Source organism: Streptomyces cyaneofuscatus (assembly GCF_042718795.1).
Classification (GTDB): domain Bacteria; phylum Actinomycetota; class Actinomycetes; order Streptomycetales; family Streptomycetaceae; genus Streptomyces; species Streptomyces cyaneofuscatus_A.
In genome coordinates this window covers 273,846-289,808 of record NZ_JBHXOX010000004.1, presented here as the reverse complement: position 1 = coordinate 289,808, position 15,963 = coordinate 273,846, and the positions used below count along the sequence as shown (strand labels likewise).

General features: G+C 71.8%; 14 protein-coding genes and 1 tRNA gene. 9 read left to right on the top strand and 6 right to left on the bottom strand.

Annotated elements, in window-relative coordinates:
- The first annotated feature begins 7 nt into the window (after window positions 1-7).
- Window positions 8-1,837 carry a glutamine--fructose-6-phosphate transaminase (isomerizing) gene (glmS, locus tag ACFWRT_RS06005; protein ID WP_380951391.1) on the top strand — a complete coding sequence of 610 codons (1,830 nt, stop codon included), beginning with the start codon at window positions 8-10 and terminating at the stop codon, window positions 1,835-1,837.
- A gap of 107 nt (window positions 1,838-1,944) precedes the next feature.
- Here glmS and ACFWRT_RS06000 read toward each other — a convergent pair whose 3' ends face one another.
- Window positions 1,945-2,466, bottom strand: a complete 522-nt coding sequence (locus ACFWRT_RS06000) for a universal stress protein (protein ID WP_030574663.1) — start codon at window positions 2,464-2,466, stop codon at window positions 1,945-1,947.
- Window positions 2,467-3,361: 895 nt separating this feature from the next.
- Here ACFWRT_RS06000 and ACFWRT_RS05995 point away from each other — a divergent pair.
- From ACFWRT_RS05995 to ACFWRT_RS05985, 3 genes are all read left to right on the top strand, one after another.
- Window positions 3,362-4,576, top strand: coding sequence for a helix-turn-helix domain-containing protein (locus ACFWRT_RS05995; RefSeq protein WP_380951390.1), 1,215 nt, complete (start codon window positions 3,362-3,364; stop codon window positions 4,574-4,576).
- Between the two features lie 10 nt (window positions 4,577-4,586).
- Entirely contained in the window at window positions 4,587-5,192 is a 606-nt protein-coding gene (gene orn, locus ACFWRT_RS05990; protein WP_380951389.1) for an oligoribonuclease, read from the top strand.
- Window positions 5,193-5,358: 166 nt separating this feature from the next.
- Window positions 5,359-5,431 (top strand) — tRNA-His (locus tag ACFWRT_RS05985).
- A 64-nt stretch (window positions 5,432-5,495) separates the two neighbouring features.
- Here the strand turns inward: ACFWRT_RS05985 and ACFWRT_RS05980 are convergent.
- Window positions 5,496-6,086, bottom strand: a complete 591-nt coding sequence (locus ACFWRT_RS05980; RefSeq protein ID WP_380951388.1) for a lytic polysaccharide monooxygenase auxiliary activity family 9 protein — start codon at window positions 6,084-6,086, stop codon at window positions 5,496-5,498.
- 270 nt (window positions 6,087-6,356) lie between these two features.
- Here ACFWRT_RS05980 and ACFWRT_RS05975 point away from each other — a divergent pair, with 270 nt between their 5' ends.
- From ACFWRT_RS05975 to ACFWRT_RS05955, 5 genes are all read left to right on the top strand, one after another.
- Window positions 6,357-6,737, top strand: a complete 381-nt coding sequence (locus ACFWRT_RS05975) for an STAS domain-containing protein (RefSeq protein WP_380951387.1) — start codon at window positions 6,357-6,359, stop codon at window positions 6,735-6,737.
- Between the two features lie 206 nt (window positions 6,738-6,943).
- Window positions 6,944-8,497, top strand: coding sequence for a PP2C family protein-serine/threonine phosphatase (locus tag ACFWRT_RS05970; protein ID WP_380951434.1), 1,554 nt, complete (start codon window positions 6,944-6,946; stop codon window positions 8,495-8,497).
- Window positions 8,494-9,579: a cobalamin B12-binding domain-containing protein gene (locus tag ACFWRT_RS05965; RefSeq protein WP_380951386.1), complete on the top strand. Its 1,086-nt coding sequence runs from the start codon at window positions 8,494-8,496 to the stop codon at window positions 9,577-9,579. The genes ACFWRT_RS05970 and ACFWRT_RS05965 overlap by 4 nt, the downstream gene beginning before the upstream one ends.
- Window positions 9,576-9,983 carry an STAS domain-containing protein gene (locus tag ACFWRT_RS05960; protein ID WP_380951385.1) on the top strand — a complete coding sequence of 136 codons (408 nt, stop codon included), beginning with the start codon at window positions 9,576-9,578 and terminating at the stop codon, window positions 9,981-9,983. Before ACFWRT_RS05965 ends, ACFWRT_RS05960 begins: the two co-directional genes overlap by 4 nt.
- Window positions 9,980-10,480: a MarR family winged helix-turn-helix transcriptional regulator gene (locus ACFWRT_RS05955; RefSeq protein WP_380951384.1), complete on the top strand. Its 501-nt coding sequence runs from the start codon at window positions 9,980-9,982 to the stop codon at window positions 10,478-10,480. Before ACFWRT_RS05960 ends, ACFWRT_RS05955 begins: the two co-directional genes overlap by 4 nt.
- Window positions 10,481-10,534: 54 nt before the next feature.
- Here the strand turns inward: ACFWRT_RS05955 and ACFWRT_RS05950 are convergent, their stop codons facing one another.
- From ACFWRT_RS05950 to ACFWRT_RS05935, 4 genes are all read right to left on the bottom strand, one after another.
- Window positions 10,535-10,882 (bottom strand): STAS domain-containing protein, encoded by a 348-nt coding sequence (locus tag ACFWRT_RS05950; RefSeq protein WP_380951383.1) that lies wholly within the window; start codon window positions 10,880-10,882, stop codon window positions 10,535-10,537.
- A gap of 118 nt (window positions 10,883-11,000) precedes the next feature.
- Window positions 11,001-13,049 (bottom strand): TerD family protein, encoded by a 2,049-nt coding sequence (locus ACFWRT_RS05945; protein ID WP_380951433.1) that lies wholly within the window; start codon window positions 13,047-13,049, stop codon window positions 11,001-11,003.
- Between the two features lie 183 nt (window positions 13,050-13,232).
- Window positions 13,233-14,267 (bottom strand): LacI family DNA-binding transcriptional regulator, encoded by a 1,035-nt coding sequence (locus ACFWRT_RS05940; protein ID WP_380951382.1) that lies wholly within the window; start codon window positions 14,265-14,267, stop codon window positions 13,233-13,235.
- A 165-nt stretch (window positions 14,268-14,432) separates the two neighbouring features.
- On the bottom strand, window positions 14,433-15,890 hold the full coding sequence (locus ACFWRT_RS05935) for a GH1 family beta-glucosidase (protein WP_380951381.1): 1,458 nt from the start codon (window positions 15,888-15,890) through the stop codon (window positions 14,433-14,435).
- Window positions 15,891-15,963 lie beyond the last annotated feature (73 nt).

Here is a 15,963-nt window from a genome sequence, read left to right as displayed (position 1 = left end):
GAATCTCATGTGCGGGATCGTCGGATACATCGGGAAGCGTGACGTGGCACCGCTGCTGCTGGAAGGCCTGCAGCGGCTGGAGTACCGGGGGTACGACTCCGCCGGCATCGTCATCACCAGCAGGACGGCGGCGGGCAAGCCCGGCACGCTGAAGATGGTCAAGGCCAAGGGCCGGGTCCGCGAGCTGGAGGCCAAGGTCCCCAAGCGGTTCGCCGGCACCACCGGCATCGCGCACACCCGCTGGGCCACCCACGGCGCCCCCAGCGACGAGAACGCCCACCCGCACCTGGACGCCGACAACAAGGTCGCCGTCGTCCACAACGGGATCATCGACAACGCCTCCGAGCTGCGCGCCAAGCTCACCGCGGACGGCATCGTCTTCCTCTCCGAGACCGATACCGAGGTGCTCACCCACCTGATCGCCCGCGCCCAGGCGGGCACCCTGGAGGAGAAGGTCCGCGAGGCGCTGCGCCACGTCGAGGGCACGTACGGCATCGCCGTGATGCACGCCGACTTCAACGACCGCATCGTGGTCGCCCGCAACGGCTCCCCGGTCGTCCTCGGCATCGGCGAGAAGGAGATGTTCGTCGCCTCCGACGTCGCCGCCCTGGTCGCCCACACCCGTCAGGTCGTCACGCTGGACGACGGCGAGATGGCCACCCTGAAGGCCGACGACTTCCGTACGTACACGACGGAGGGCTCGACCACGACGGCGACGCCGACCACCGTGGAGTGGGAGGCCGAGTCGTACGACATGGGCGGCCACGACACGTACATGCACAAGGAGATCTTCGAGCAGGCCGACGCCGTGGACCGGGTGCTGCGCGGCCGGATCGACGACCGGTTCTCCACCGTGCACCTGGGCGGCCTCAACCTGGACGCCCGCCAGGCGCGCGGGGTTCGCCGGATCAAGATCCTCGGCTGCGGCACCTCCTACCACGCGGGCCAGATCGGCGCGCAGCTCATCGAGGAGCTCGCCCGCATCCCCGCCGACGCCGAGCCGGCCTCCGAGTTCCGCTACCGCAACCCGGTCGTGGACCCCGACACCCTGTACGTGGCGGTCTCCCAGTCGGGTGAGACGTACGACGTGCTGGCCGCCGTCCAGGAGCTGAAGCGCAAGGGCGCCCGCGTCCTGGGCGTGGTCAACGTGGTCGGCTCCGCCATCGCCCGGGAGGCCGACGGCGGTACGTACGTCCACGCGGGCCCCGAGGTCTGCGTGGTCTCCACCAAGTGCTTCACCAACACCGTGGTCGCCTTCGCGCTGCTCGCGCTGCACCTGGGCCGCATCCGGGACCTGTCGGTCGCCGACGGCAAGCGGATCATCGACGGGCTGCGCCGGCTGCCGCAGCAGATCAGCGAGATCCTGGCGGGCGAGGACGAGATCAAGCGGCTGGCCGCCGAGTACGCGGACGCCAAGTCGATGATGTTCATCGGCCGGGTGCGGGGCTACCCGGTGGCCCGTGAGGCGTCGTTGAAGCTGAAGGAGGTCTCGTACATCCACGCCGAGGCCTACCCGGCATCCGAGCTGAAGCACGGCCCGCTCGCGCTGATCGAGCCCGCGATGCCGACCGTGGCGATTGTGCCGGACGACGACCTGCTGGAGAAGAACCGGGCCGCGATGGAGGAGATCAAGGCGCGCAGCGGCCGGATCCTCGCCGTCGCGCACCAGGCCCAGGAGAAGGCCGACCACACCATCGTCGTACCGAAGAACGAGAACGAGCTGGACCCGATCCTGATGGGCATCCCGCTCCAGCTCTTCGCGTACCACACGGCGTTGGCCATGGGCCGGGACATCGACAAGCCGCGGAACCTGGCGAAGTCGGTCACGGTCGAGTAGTGGTGCGGTAGTTCGGGCGTGAGTTGGGCCCCGCACCGTCGTATCGCGACGGTGCGGGGCCCAACTCGTCGCGTGACGGCCCTTCCTGGCCGGCCGTCAGCGGATGTTCAGGGAATGACGATGACCGGGCGCTGGGCGCGGCGGGCGAGGCGGCCCGCCACCGAGCCGAAGATGCGGCCGACGATGCCGTGCGTGGAGCCGACGACGATGGCGTCGGCGGAATACTCGCGGCCGACCTCCTCCAGCTCGTGGCAGATGTCGCCGCCGCGCTCCACCAGCACCCACGGCACGTCGGAGAGGTAGTCCGCGCAGGCCAGCTCCAGGCCGAGGACCTCGGTGCGGTGGTCGGGGACGTCGACGAAGACGGGGGGCTCGCACCCCGCCCAGACCGTCGTCGGGAGCCGGTTGGCCACGTGGACGATGATCAGGCCCGAGCCCGATCTGCCGGCCATGCCGATCGCGTAGGCGAGGGCCCGCTCGCTGGAGGTGGAGCCGTCGAAACCGACCACGACTCCGTGCCGGAAGGCGGGATCGCACGCAGGGCGTGCTTCTTCGACCGTCCGCGGCTCCGACCGGGGGTCGGCTACCTGCTTGCGGTCTTTGGGTTCAGGGATTTCGTGACCGGCCATCGGTGTCTCGGCGAAGAGAGTCCTCGTGAGGAGGGAGCGGTTTCGAGAGGTGCGTCAGCTGATGGTGTGGCTCTGTCCGGGAATCATCTTCCCAACCCCATACCCCCAAGGGTACGGCGTCACTCCTCAGCTGCCCAGACCCCCGCAAAAGCACGCGTGACGTTGGAGGGAGCATGCCCGAGGCGGTCCGGTATGGCAATGCCGGTTGTGTCGTACACGGGCCTCGGGGGCTCCAGAGGAGGGCGACCGCCCTGTTTTCCGGGCTGCCCGGCGGCCGCACGGGCCTGGAAGCCGCCACTCCGGCGGGCGGTGCCGGCCGTCGGCCCGTACCGCCGATTCTGTGCGCCCGCCGCTCATCGGTCGGTAATCCCGGTGCGGCCGCCCCGGGGAGCGGCCGCGCCGCGGCGGCCCGCCGGGTCCGGCCCCGGTACCCCGAACACGCCACGTCCCGCCGGGTCGAGGGAGCGCACCGGGGCGGCCGTCAGGCGGAAGTTGTGCGCCCGGCGTGACTGGAACCCGCGCACACAACCATCTGTTTTCAGCCAACTTCACATCCTGGCCGAACCCTTCGCGGAATGGCCGGACAGCCCACCGCCCACCAGGCAGGAACGGACCGCGCGGTACGCTTTCACCCGACGCGGACGGGCCACCTTCGCGAAGGGCACTTCCCTGTGCGCTTCACGGGTGGAACGCTTCGTGATCGAACGCTTCACGCCACGTGTCCTTATCGACTTAACGCCGGTGGGGGAAGGTGTCACGGCGGGGCCACGCGACGCAGTAGATTCGATCTTGAAAATCGGGGGCTGGGGAACCGTGCGAAACCGAGGGGAAACGTGCAGGAGCGGCAGGCCCGTAAGGACCAGGGAGACGCGAACACCGAGGGGGGCTTAGCGTCATGAGCCAGGACTCCGCCACCGCGACGGAGGCCGCACGCAAGCTGACCGGGCGGCGACGCCGGGAAGTCGTTGCCGTGCTGCTCTTCAGCGGCGGCCCTATCTTCGAGAGCTCCATCCCGCTCTCGGTTTTCGGAATCGACCGGCAGGACGCGGGAGTTCCCCGCTACCGCCTGCTGGTCTGCGGCGGCGAGGACGGACCGCTGCGCACGACGGGTGGACTCGAACTGACCACGCCGTACGGCCTGGAGGCGATCAGCAGGGCCGGCACCGTGGTGGTGCCCGCCTGGCGGTCGATCACCTCGCCGCCGCCCGCCGAGGCACTGGACGCGCTGCGGCGCGCCCATGAGGAGGGCGCCCGCATCGTCGGCCTGTGCACGGGAGCCTTCGTGCTCGCGGCGGCCGGACTGCTGGACGGACGGCCGGCCACCACGCACTGGATGTACGCGCCGACGCTGGCCAAGCGCTATCCGTCGGTGCACGTCGATCCGCGCGAACTCTTCGTGGACGACGGCGATGTGCTGACGTCGGCGGGTACGGCGGCGGGTATCGACCTCTGCCTCCATATAGTCCGCACCGACCACGGCACCGAGGCGGCGGGCGCGCTCGCCCGCAGGCTCGTCGTACCGCCGCGGCGCAGTGGCGGACAGGAGCGCTACCTGGACAGGTCCCTGCCCGAGGAGATCGGCTCCGACCCGCTCGCCGAGGTCGTGGCCTGGGCGCTGGAGCATCTGCACGAGCAGTTCGACGTGGAGACGCTCGCGGCGCGCGCCTACATGAGCAGGCGGACCTTCGACCGCAGGTTCCGCTCGCTCACGGGGAGCGCACCGCTCCAGTGGCTGATCACCCAGCGGGTGCTTCAGGCACAGCGGCTGCTGGAGACCTCCGACTACTCGGTCGACGAGGTCGCCGGCCGCTGCGGCTTCCGCTCACCGGTGGCGCTGCGCGGGCACTTCCGCCGCCAGCTCGGCTCCTCCCCCGCCGCCTACCGGGCCGCCTACCGGGCCCGTCGTCCGCAGGGGCTGGCGGAGAGCGCCGCGACGGTGCTGGAGACGGTCGTGCCCAGCCAGGGCTCGCCGTCGGGCCGCCGGGGCGCTCCGGTGCCGTCGGCGGCGGTCTCCGTGGCGGCGGGCGGCTCCTCCGAGCCGTTCCCGCCGGGCCCTGACGCGTACGCTCCCGGACGCCCGGCCCTGCCGGGACAGCGGAGCGCCCCGTAGGGTGGGGCGCATGAACGACCGCATGGTGTGGATCGACTGCGAGATGACCGGGCTCTCGTTGACGGACGACGCACTCATCGAGGTGGCCGCCCTGGTCACCGACTCGGAGTTGAACGTGCTCGGCGACGGGGTGGACATCGTGATCCGCCCGCCGGACGCGGCGCTGGAGACCATGCCCGAGGTGGTGCGGCAGATGCACACCGCCTCGGGCCTCCTCGACGAGCTGGCCGGTGGTACCACCCTGGCCGACGCCGAGGAGCAGGTCCTGGCGTACGTCCGCGAGCATGTGAAGGAACCGGGCAAGGCCCCGCTCTGCGGAAACTCTGTCGGTACCGACCGCGGCTTCCTGGCGCGGGACATGCAGAAGCTGGAGGGCTACCTCCACTACCGGATCGTGGACGTGTCCTCGGTCAAGGAGCTGGCCCGCCGCTGGTACCCCCGGGCGTACTTCAACAGCCCGGAGAAGAACGGCAACCACCGGGCACTGGCGGACATCCGCGACTCCATCGCGGAGCTCCGCTACTACCGGGAGGCGGTCTTCGTACCGCAGCCCGGCCCGGACTCGGAGCGCGCCAAGGAGATCGCGGCGCGCCACGTGGTCCGCGCCACACCGTAGGAAGCGGCCGCACCACACCGTGGGAAGCGTCCGCGTCACACCGTAGAAAACCGCTGGTCACGGGCGTGCGAGCACCCGCGGACCGGCCCCGGGAAACGGGGGCGCGAGCACCCTCCCGGACCCTGTACACTTTTTCTCGGCCGGTCGGAAACGACCGGACGACATGGTGGGTATAGCTCAGCTGGCAGAGCACCTGGTTGTGGTCCAGGATGTCGCGGGTTCAAGTCCCGTTACTCACCCTGAGGGAAGGGCCCCGGTCTTCGGACCGGGGCCCTTCTTCACGCCTGAGGCCCTCCGGCCAGGTCAGAACGTCACGTCGGAGCAGGCGTAGAAGGCGTTGCCGGTGTCCGCGATGGTCCAGACGCCGAGGATCAGGTGCTTGCCCGACTTCTGGGGCAGGGCGCCCGCGTGTGTGACCGTGGCCCCCGGCTGCCGACCGCCGAACGGCACGGTCAGGAAGGGCTGCGGCTCCAGGTCGGCGCGGGTGAGCGGCTTCGCCGGGTTGTAGCCGTCCTTGGTCACGTAGTACCGGAAGTCGGTGGTCGCGTGCCGGGCGGTGATCCGCCACCGGAACGTGTGGCTCTGCCCGGCCTGTACGGCGGAGGAGGGCCAGTTCCCGGCGCGCGGGTCGTCCAGCTCGGCGAAGCGCTGGTTGCCTCCGGCACAGATCAGCCCGTCACGGGGGCCGCCGGCCGGGAACCCCTTGGGGCCTTCGACGCTCGGCGGCTCCCACTGGATCTGCCCGCAGTTGCGGACGGTCCCGTTGCCGCAGAGCTGCTGCCGGCTGACGGGCGAGTCGGTGTAGCCGTGACCCTGCGCACTGCCGGAGGTGGCCAGCAGGGAGACCCCGGCGACGCCGAGGCCGAGGAGTAAGGCGGTGATCTTTCTGCGCATGTGGTGCTCCTGAGGTGAGGGGTGGAGCTTGCGGACAGATGGATCGGTCGCCGACCGGCGCGGCGGCTCGCCATGCTTGGTCTAGACCAAGAGGGAGGCTAGTCCCGCCGTTTCGTCATGTCCATACCACTGGCGGAGACGACGGGCCGGCCCCGCCCGAGGTGGAGGCCGGTCCCCAGAAGGTGAGGGGCGTCTCAGCCGGCCGGCTCCTCGCTCCCGGATCGCCGACTCCCCGGTAGCCTCCGCCGGGCGGAATGGGAGCATGGCGGGATGTCATGGAGATCGCAGGCGCACGTCCGAGTGCGCGAGGAGGGCGGCACCTTCGTCGTCGAGGCCTTCGGAGAGCTGGACATCGACGAGCGGGACCTGTTCGCGGCGGCCTGGGACGAGGTGGACGAGCGGTGCCTGCCGGCCACGGTCGTGGACCTCGCGGGCGTCACCTTCGCGGACAGTTCCTTCCTGGACTCGCTGCTGCGGGGCCGGGCCCGGCACCTGGCCGCGGGACGGGGTTTCGTCCTGGCGGGTCCGCTGCATCCCACCGTGCGGCTCCTGTTCGACGTGACCGGGGTCTCCCCGCATCTGCCCATGGCCGGCTCCCTGGCGGAGGCACTGCTCAGGGCCGCCGACGGTGCCGAAGGGACAGGTGGCTGAGAAGTCGCCGGTTGTCTTCGGCGGCAACATCGTGGATTGTTGCCCGGAGGCAACTCTCCCCCGAGTCGAAGAGGTGAGGGATTCGCGCAGCGGGTCCTAGGTTTTTGGTTTCCACTCCTGTACGCCATGCCGGATCCAGTGATCGCGACCTCCCCTGGGGTCCCGCTCCCTATCCCGTGGTGGTCGTCGACCCCCACGGCCTCGTCATGCGCCGCAACGACCAGGCCGCCGCCCTCCTTCCCGGGGCCGAACCCGGTGCGACGCTGACGGAGGTCGCCCCCCAGTGGCTCGCGACGGCACACCGGGCGCTGCGCTTCCCCGCTCCGGGCATCGTGCCGGGGGCGGACGAACCGCTCTGCGGCGCCATCGGGGACCAGCACGTCGAAGCCCACCCCATGATCCGTGAGGAGGGGTCGGTCGCCTGGTGGCTCATCGACGACACCGATCACCGGGTGGCCCGGGAGGCGCTGCGCCTGGAACGGGAGCGGACCGCCTTTCTCACCCAGGCCTCCAACGCCCTGCTCTCCTCCCTCAACCTGGCGCGGTGCATGGACGTGACCGCGCAGCTGGCGGCTGACAGCCTCGCCGACGCGGCGCTGGCCATCGCTCCGTCCCGCGGACGCCACCTGCCCGTGGTGACCTGTCTGCGCGGTGGTGCTCCCGTTCTCTCGCAGGTGCGGGCGGACCCCGACGAGGTGCCGGGACTCGGCGAGGCGCTACGCGGCTTCCCGCCGGTGCCCTCCCGCTGGATCGACCCGGCGTCCGCGCCCGAGTGGATCGTCCCGGAAGGGTTCGGGCCGGTCGGTTCGGTCGTGATCACCCCGCTTCCCGGGCACGGCGTCCCGGCCGGGGCGCTGATCCTGCTGCGGCGGGACGGCGGCGTCCCCTTCGACGAGGGGGAGGAGGTCTTCGCCCGGCTGTTCGCCGCGCGTGCCGGCGCGGCGATGTCGGCGGCGCGCCTCTACGCGGAGCAGACCGCGATCTCCGAGACCCTGATGCGCGAGCTCCTTCCCCCGGTCCTGCACCAGATGGACGGTGTGGACTTCGCCGGCGGCTACCGTGCCTCCGCGGACCACCAGCGCATCGGCGGTGACTTCTACGACGTACATCCCGCGTCGGTGGCGGGAGAGGCCTCCCTGGTGACCCTGGGAGACGTGTGCGGGAAGGGGCTGGACGCCGCCGTGCTCGCGGGCAAGATCCGCAACACGCTGCACGCCCTGCTGCCGCTGTCCGACGACCACCAGCGCATGCTCGGCCTCCTGAACACCGCGCTCCTCAACTCGCACCACACCCGGTTCGCGACCCTCGTCCTGGCCTCCGCCGAGCGCCGGGCCAACGACGTGGACCTCAGACTGACCAGCGCCGGGCACCCGCCTCCGCTCATCGTCCGCACGGACGGGACGGTCGAGGAGGCCGACACCAGCGGCACGCTGGTGGGAGCCCTGCCGGAGGTCCAGTCCCGCACCGTCGCCGTCACCCTCGCCCCCGGCGAGTCCTGCGTCCTGTACACGGACGGCATCACCGAGGCGAAGGGCGGTCCGATGGGCGACGCCCAGTTCGGTCAGGAGCGCCTCCGCCGCGCCCTCTCGGCGTGCGCCGGGATGCTCGCCGAGGGCATCGTGGAGCATGTGCAGATGCTCGCCACGCAGTGGCTCGGGACCCGGCGCCACGACGACATGGCCGTCGTCGTGATCTCCGCACCCCGCACGCACCACCTGACGGCGGTGGACGGGCACACCCGAGGCCGGTTCACCGGATGAGCGCCGCCCCGGAGGTCGGCGGCCGCGCCGAGGACGAGCACGTCGCCCTGGAGAAGGTGGCGGAGGAGCTGTGGAAGGCCGTCTCCGTCGCCGATGAGCGGGCGGCCACCGATGTGGTGCTGGACGCCGTCGACGGCGGCGCGGCCCCGGAGGACGTCCTGCTCGACGTGATCGCGTCGGTGCAGGGCCGGGTCGGCGCGGAGTGGGCCGCGAACCGGCTCACCGTCGCCGAGGAGCACGCCGCGACAGCGATCAACGAGCGCGCGGTCACGGCGGTCGGCCTGCACCCCAGCGCCCGCACCCGGGTCAGCCGCGGCAGGATCACGGTGGCCTGTGTGGACGGCGAGTGGCATGCCCTGCCGGCCCGGCTGCTGGCCGAGGTGCTCAAGCTGCGCGGCTGGCAGGTGGACTACCTGGGTGCCCAGGTCCCCGCACCGCATCTCATAGCGCACCTGCACAGCACCCACGCCGAGGCGGTCGCCCTCTCCAGCTCCATCGCCACCCGGCTGCCCACCGCCCACGCGGCGATCACGGCGTGTCAGGCCATCGGCGTCCCCGTGATCGTCGGCGGAGCCGCCTTCGGGCCCGCCGGCGTCTACGCCGGACTGCTCGGGGCGGACGCCTGGGCCCCCGATGCCCGCGCCGCGGCCGGCCTGCTCGCTGCGGGGCCGCTGCCGCGCCCGCAACTCGACCACCAGCAGATGGACGACCTGCCGCATCTGGCGGACCAGGAGTACACCCTGGTCACCCGGAGCAGCGGATCCGTGGTGCGGAACGTGTTCACGGCTCTGGAGAACGCCTACCCCGCCATGCGCGGCTACGACGAGGCCCAGCGGGAGCGGACGGCGGAGGACATCGCCCACATCGTGGAGTTCCTCGCCACCTCGCTGTACCTGGGCGACGAGGACCTCTTCGCGTGGTTCATCAGCTGGACCGCGCAGATCCTCGAATCCCGTGGCGTACCGGCCCGGAGCCTGCCTCCGGCCCTCGGACTGCTGGAGCGGGAACTGAAGGACTTCCCCCGGGCCATCCGTACGCTTCGGCACGGAGCCCACACCCTCACCGCCGGGAACACCGTATGACCACGACACCGCGTCCCGACCCGTCGGCCGACACCACATCCGTCGGCGAGAGCGGGCTGCACATAGCACTGGGCGGCGATCTCGACTACGAGAACGCCGACGCCTTCGTACGCGAGGTGGCGGCCCGGCTCGCCGCCCGGCCCGAAGCGACCGATCTCCGGCTGGGCTGTGCCGGGCTCGGCAACATCGACTCCATGGGGCTGTCGGCGCTGCTGATGATCCGCCGCCATGCCCGAACCGCCCGCGTACAACTCCACCTGGACGAACGGCCCGCTCACCTGGAGCGGCTGCTCCGTCTCACCGGCACCCTGGACCATCTGACCGGGCCGGACGGTCCGGAGCGGGATACGGAGCGGGGTACGGGGTCGCCGCAGGCAAAAGCCCCGACCGACAGCCCGTCATGACAGGCCGTGAGGGCGCCGAGGGCAGCCACCGCACGGCCGCGGCCGCGGGCGGCATCACCGAGCTCCTCGACGTCCTGTGGGAGAGCGCCCGGAACAGCACCGCGCGGGTGGCCGCACCGGGTTCCACCTCGCAGTTGCGCCTGATGTACCTGCTGGACCGCGAGGGCGGCATCCGCATGCGTACGGTGTGCCACCTGCTGGCGGCCTCCCCGCCGAGCGTCAGCCGCATGTGCGACCGGTTGCAGGCCATCGGATTCATCGAACGGCTGCCCTGTCCCGACAGCGGCCGCGAGGTGGTGCTGCGGCTGACCCCGGAGGGGGAGCGGCATCTGCGCCGCATTCGCGAGCGGCGCGACAGCCTGCTCCACGAGGCCATCGCCGACATGCGCCCGACGGAACGGCGTGCCCTCGCCCGTGGCCTCGCGGGGCTGACCTCGCGACTCGCCGCGGCGCAGGAGCCGAGGGGCGATGACCGCCCGGGGCGCTCCGCGGCCTGAGCCGAGGCGTTCCGCCCGGGCGTCGCCACCCGGGACGAACCGTGGACGGCCCCGTCACAGAGCCAGGGCGGAATCCAGATCGGGAGCGGTGGTGAAGACCGCGTCCAGCCCGGTCACCTGGAGCGGGGTGAGCGCCGCGCCCCGAGGCAGGACGAGGATCAGCCGCCGTCCGTGGTCCCTGTGGTGGTGGTACAGCCGGAGCAGGACGTTGAGGAAGTCGGAGCTGAGGAACGTGGTCCGGCTCAGATCGACCACCGACAGGCGCTGGTCGCCGGAGCAGAACCGGTTCGCCATCTCGTAGGCCGCTTCCGTGTCGTCCACGTCGACCTCACCGACGACCGCGAGCACGAGGGCCCCGTCGACGGGTTCTGTGAGCTGAAAGATGTCCTGTTCCCCGTGCATGGTGAGTTTTCTGCCCTGGAATCCGGTGCTCAGGCTTCCCGGCCTGCCCTACGAAACCTTACGAGGAATCCCGGACCGCCAGTTCCGTGCGAAGCACCACCGTCGGCCGCTCCTCCGGTCAGCCGGCCGGCTCCTCGCTCCGGGAGCGGCGGGCCGGGGCCTCCACCTGGGCGACGACCTGGGCGTGGAAGCGGTCCACCGCCTCGTCGACGCTGCGGATGAAGCCGGTCTCGGCGCTGCCCCGGCCGTTGCCCATGGTCTTGAACAGGGAGAGCCGGAATCCGGTGATCTGTGCCCCGTCCTTGGGCACGATGTCGGCGGGTTCCGGACGCAGCCGCTCCAGCGTGCCGCGCGGCCCGGTGCCCTCGCCGTCGACGAGCGTCTCGATGTGCAGGTCGGCGGGGGCCCCGGCCAGTCGCCGGATCAGCCGCTTGACCCGGCTGAGGGGGTAGCCCGGCTCGGCGGACGGGATCTCGATCGACGTACGGAGCCTGCCGGTGCGCAGGTCTGCTGTGATGGCCAGGACGCCCGGGGTGCCCTCGATCCGGATCTCGGCGTTCAGCCGCCCTTGCTCGCAGAGGTGGTCGGCGAGCTCGGTGCGGCGGGTCCGCGGGTCGGAGCCGCGCCGGGTGCGCTGGACCGGCAGGATCTTCTGTCCCAGCTCCCCGCCGAGGCGCAGGCAGACCTGGCGGACCAGGCGCTCCCAGTTCTCGATGACCTCCAGGGCCCGGGCGTCGCCCTGGCACAGGGTCTCCTCGTCGATGCCCCGGCGGACCGGGACCCAGGCCGCCCCCATGTTCTGGAAGCCGTGGCAGCCGGAGTTCTCGTGCTGGAGGTAGTGCAGGAGCTCTTGGAGCAGCCAGGCGTGGACGGCGTTGCCGACGCCCTCGTGGCGGATCAGCATCTGCGCCTGGTGCACGACCTCGGCCCAGGACAGGTGCCACAGGGTTACCTTGTGCTTGCGCCGGCCGTCGATCCGCACATCGACGAGCGGGCTGCCTTCGAGCACCACGTCGTTGGAGAGCGTGATCACCGCTTCGTAGCCCCGGCGGGCGGCGATGTCCATGTACGCCTGCACCTGGTCGGGCTTGAGCGCGTTCCCGTTGGTCTTGGTCTCGACGAGCGCCGTCCACAGCTTGCCCGCCCGCTCGACCCGGACCACCCCGTCCGGACGCCGAGGCGCCTCGCCGTGCGGCAGGGTCACCTCGGTGTACGTCTCCATCCGCCCGGCCGGGGCGCCGAACCCGGCGGTGAGGCGGCGGCCGAACTCCGGCACCTGCGCCATCACCGCCAGGACGACCGAGGTGGCCCGCGTCTCGCGCTCCCGGTCGCTCCTGAGAGCCGACACGGGGAACAGCCGGGCGGAGCGCCAGGACTCGTTGTCGGCGAGGCTCTTCCTGGTCGTACGGGGGAGCGTGACCTTCTTCTTCGCCGTACGGGGGCGGCGTGCGGGCTTGGGCGCGGCAACCGGGGCCGGTGCCGGGACCGTGGCCGCGTCGTCGGCGCGGGCGCCGGTGGCCTGGACGACCGGGGCGGCGGACTGCGACGGCGCCTGCGCTTCGGCGGGTTCCCGTACCGGCTCCTGTGCCTGCTCCGGCTCCTGATCCGGCTCCGGCGTCTCCTCCGCCGCGTCGTCGTCGATGTCGACGCCGTAGTCGGTCGCCAGTCCGGCGAGCCCCGACGCGTACCCCTGGCCGACGGCCCGGAACTTCCACTCCCCCGACCGCCGGTAGAGCTCGCCGAAGATCACCGCGCTGACCTCCTCGGCCTCCTCGACGGCGAACCGGACCAGGCCGTCGCCCGAGCCGTCCGCGAGGGTGAGGCGGAGGTCGTGCAGCTCGCCGAAGCGGGATCCGCCGTAGCGGCTGGCGGCGACGACCACCTTGTCGACCTCTTGCGGCACGGCGTCCAGATCGAAGCTGATCCGGTCCTCGCTGCCGTCGGCCGTGGGTGTCTTGCCAAGTAGCTGCACGCTGCCGCCGCCGGCCACGGGGTTGTTGTAGAAGCAGAAGTCGTCGTCGCTGCGGACCTTGCCGTTGCCGTCGAGCAGGAGGACGGAGACGTCCGCGTCGCCCTCCCCCGTAGCACTGCTCCAGCCCAGGCCCACCACCACCGAGCCGACGTTCTCGCTCAGCGCCGTGAGACCGACGTTGGCGCCCTTGACCATCTCGTGCACGAGGCCCCCCAGATGCACAGCCGCTCGGAACGCACCCGGCAGCCCGCTATGTGACGTGTGTGGTGCGTCACACAGTCGTCGTACGCAGCGAACATTAGCCCTCGGATCGGAGGCGCGTGAAGAACTTGTGAAATCCGGAGGCCCGGCTACCGCGACGACGTGCCGCGGGGGCCGTCACGAGGAGTCGCGGACCACCAGCTCGGTGGGAAGCACCACCGTCGGCCGCTCCTCCCCCACCCGTCCCGCGATCTCCTCCAGCAGCAGTTCGGCCATCCTGCGGCCCATCTCCTCGATGGGCTGGCGCACGCTGGTGAGGGCCGGGTGCATGTGGCGGGCGACCACCGAGTCGTCGAAGCCGATCAGGGCCACGTCGTCGGGGATGCGGCGGTCCGCCTCGCGGAGGACCTGGCGGGCGCCGGCCGCCATCACGTCGGAGGCGGCGAAGACCGCGTCCAGGTGGGGGCGGCGGGCCAGGAGTTCGCGCATGGCGCGGGCGCCGCCCTCCTCGGTGAAGTCGGCGGGGGCGATGAGGCGTTCGTCCGGGGGCAGGCCCGCGGCGGCGAGCGCGGCGCGGTAGCCGTCCAGGCGGCGCTGGGCTCCGTAGACCTCCAGGCGGCCGGTGATCGTGGCGATCTGGCGGCGGCCCCGGGAGATCAGGTGGTCCACGGCGGCCCGCGCGCCCTCGAAGTTGTCCGAGTCGACCGAGGCCAGCGGTTCGGCCGCGTGCCGGGCACCGCTGATCACGCACGGCATCCCTAGCTGTTCCAGCAGCTCCGGCAGCGGGTCGTCCGCGTGCACCGCGACCAGCAGGACCCCGTCGACCCGGTGCGCGGTGAGGTACTGGGCCAGCCGGCGGCGCTCGCGGTCGTTGCCCGCCAGGGTGAGGAGGAGCTGCATGTCGGTGTCGGCGAGGGCCGCTCCTACGCCGCGCACTATGGCGGAGAAGTACGGTTCGGCGAAGAAGCGGGTCTCCGGCTCCGGGACCACCAGCGCGATGGCGTCGGTGCGGTTGCCGGCGAGTGCGCGGGCCGCGCGGTTGGGGACGTAGCCGAGCTCGGCGACGGCCGCCTCGACCGCCTCGCGGGTCGCTTCGCTGACCCGGGGCGAGCCGTTGATGACGCGGGAGGCGGTGCCGCGGCCGACTCCTGCTCGGGCCGCCACCTCTTCGAGCGTGGGCCGCCCGCCGTTCCGTACTCGCGCTGCCGCCATGGCTGCCTCCCCGTTCCCGGTCAATTTCTCACAGCCGTACAGTCAATCCAAGTCCTGGATCGATCACTCCGACGAGCGTACGGATAGTGTATTGGGAGCGCTCCCAAGACCGGAGGGAGGCGTGGGGCCCGGTCTGCCGCTACCGGGCCCACGGCCGTCACGGCGTCACGCCTCCGGCGGCAGTCCGTGGCGTGCGATCACCTCGCTGTACCAGTGCGCGCTCGCCTTCGGCGTGCGGCGCTGGGTCGCGTAGTCGATGTGCACCGCGCCGAACCGCTTCGCATAGCCGTACCCCCACTCGAAGTTGTCCATCAGCGACCAGAGGAAGTAGCCGCGTACGTCGGCGCCGTCGGCCACCGCCCGCTGTACGGCGGCGAGATGGCCGTGCAGGTAGGCGATCCGCTCCGGGTCGTGGACCTGGCCGTCCGCGTCGACGGCGTCCTCGAAGGCCGCGCCGTTCTCGGTGACCATCAGCGGCAGGCCCGGGTTCTCGCGGGCGACGTCCATGAGGAGGGCGTGGAGGCCGTTCGGGTCGACCGACCAGTTCATGGCCGTACGCGGCTTGCCCTCCGCGAGGTGGAAGGCGACGTGCTCCGAGCCCGGCCACGGGGAGTGGTCGCTGCTGCCGTGGCCGTCGTCGCGGGTGTCCCCGGCGCCGTCGGGGGGCGTGGAGACGATCGTGGGCGTGTAGTAGTTGACGCCGAGCACGTCGATCGGAGCGGCGATGGCGGCGAGGTCCCCGTCGCGGATCAACTCCGGCCAGTTGACGATGCGTTCGGTGTCGGTCAGAAGGTCTTCCGGGTACGCGCCCTTCAGCATCGGGCCCGTGAAGATCCGGTTGCCCACCGCGTCGATCCGGCGCGCCGCGTCCGCGTCCGCCGTGCTGGCGGTCAGCGGGCGCACCTGGTGGAGGTTGAGGGTGACCGAGGTCTGCGCGGCGGCGGGGAGGTGGGCGCGCAGCGCCTCGGTCGCCCGGCCGTGGGCCAGGTTGAGGTGGTGGGCGGCCCGCAGCGCGGCGGCCGGCTCGGTGCGGCCGGGGGCGTGGACCCCGGAGCCGTAACCGAGGAAAGCCGTGCACCAGGGCTCGTTGAGCGTCGTCCACATCCCGACCCGGTCGCCGAGCGCGCGGGCCATGATGGCCGCGTACTCGGCGAACCGTTCGGCCGTCGCGCGCTCGGGCCAGCCGCCCGCGTCCTCCAGCTCCTGGGGCAGGTCCCAGTGGTAGAGCGTGGCGACGGGCGTGATGCCGGCCGCCAGCAGTTCGTCGACGAGCGAGCGGTAGAAGTCCAGGCCGCGTTCGACGGCGGGGCCGCGGCCGGTGGGCTGGACGCGGGACCAGGAGACGGAGAAGCGGTACGCCTTGAGGCCGAGGCGCTTCATCAGCGCCACGTCGTCCCGGTAGCGGTGGAAGTGGTCGGCGGCCACGTCCCCGGTGTCGCCGTTCAGGACCTTGCCGGGGGTGTGGCTGAAGGTGTCCCAGATGGAGGGGGTACGGCCGTTCTCGGCGGCCGCCCCCTCCACCTGGTACGCGGCGGTGGCGGCGCCCCAGACGAAGCCGGTCGGGAAGGGGGCGGGGGCGGCCGGGGCCTGCCGCGGGGCGGTTTCGGATCGTACGACGGTCATGCGGGAGCGCTCCCATAGGGGTAGTGGAGGAGAAGGATGGGGTGGAGGGGCGGGCGGGGCGGCCGGGGGCCGG

Coding starts and splice junctions, on each gene's coding strand:
- ACFWRT_RS05950 (WP_380951383.1), bottom strand. CDS start 10,882: ATGCACGGGGAACAGGACATCTTTCAGCTCACAGAACCCGTCGACGGG.
- ACFWRT_RS06000 (WP_030574663.1), bottom strand. CDS start 2,466: ATGGCCGGTCACGAAATCCCTGAACCCAAAGACCGCAAGCAGGTAGCC.
- glmS (WP_380951391.1), top strand. CDS start 8: ATGTGCGGGATCGTCGGATACATCGGGAAGCGTGACGTGGCACCGCTG.
- ACFWRT_RS05935 (WP_380951381.1), bottom strand. CDS start 15,890: ATGACCGTCGTACGATCCGAAACCGCCCCGCGGCAGGCCCCGGCCGCC.
- ACFWRT_RS05965 (WP_380951386.1), top strand. CDS start 8,494: ATGAGCGCCGCCCCGGAGGTCGGCGGCCGCGCCGAGGACGAGCACGTC.
- ACFWRT_RS05940 (WP_380951382.1), bottom strand. CDS start 14,267: ATGGCGGCAGCGCGAGTACGGAACGGCGGGCGGCCCACGCTCGAAGAG.
- orn (WP_380951389.1), top strand. CDS start 4,587: ATGAACGACCGCATGGTGTGGATCGACTGCGAGATGACCGGGCTCTCG.
- ACFWRT_RS05995 (WP_380951390.1), top strand. CDS start 3,362: ATGAGCCAGGACTCCGCCACCGCGACGGAGGCCGCACGCAAGCTGACC.
- ACFWRT_RS05975 (WP_380951387.1), top strand. CDS start 6,357: ATGTCATGGAGATCGCAGGCGCACGTCCGAGTGCGCGAGGAGGGCGGC.
- ACFWRT_RS05980 (WP_380951388.1), bottom strand. CDS start 6,086: ATGCGCAGAAAGATCACCGCCTTACTCCTCGGCCTCGGCGTCGCCGGG.
- ACFWRT_RS05955 (WP_380951384.1), top strand. CDS start 9,980: ATGACAGGCCGTGAGGGCGCCGAGGGCAGCCACCGCACGGCCGCGGCC.
- ACFWRT_RS05970 (WP_380951434.1), top strand. CDS start 6,944: ATGCGCCGCAACGACCAGGCCGCCGCCCTCCTTCCCGGGGCCGAACCC.
- ACFWRT_RS05945 (WP_380951433.1), bottom strand. CDS start 13,049: ATGGTCAAGGGCGCCAACGTCGGTCTCACGGCGCTGAGCGAGAACGTC.
- ACFWRT_RS05960 (WP_380951385.1), top strand. CDS start 9,576: ATGACCACGACACCGCGTCCCGACCCGTCGGCCGACACCACATCCGTC.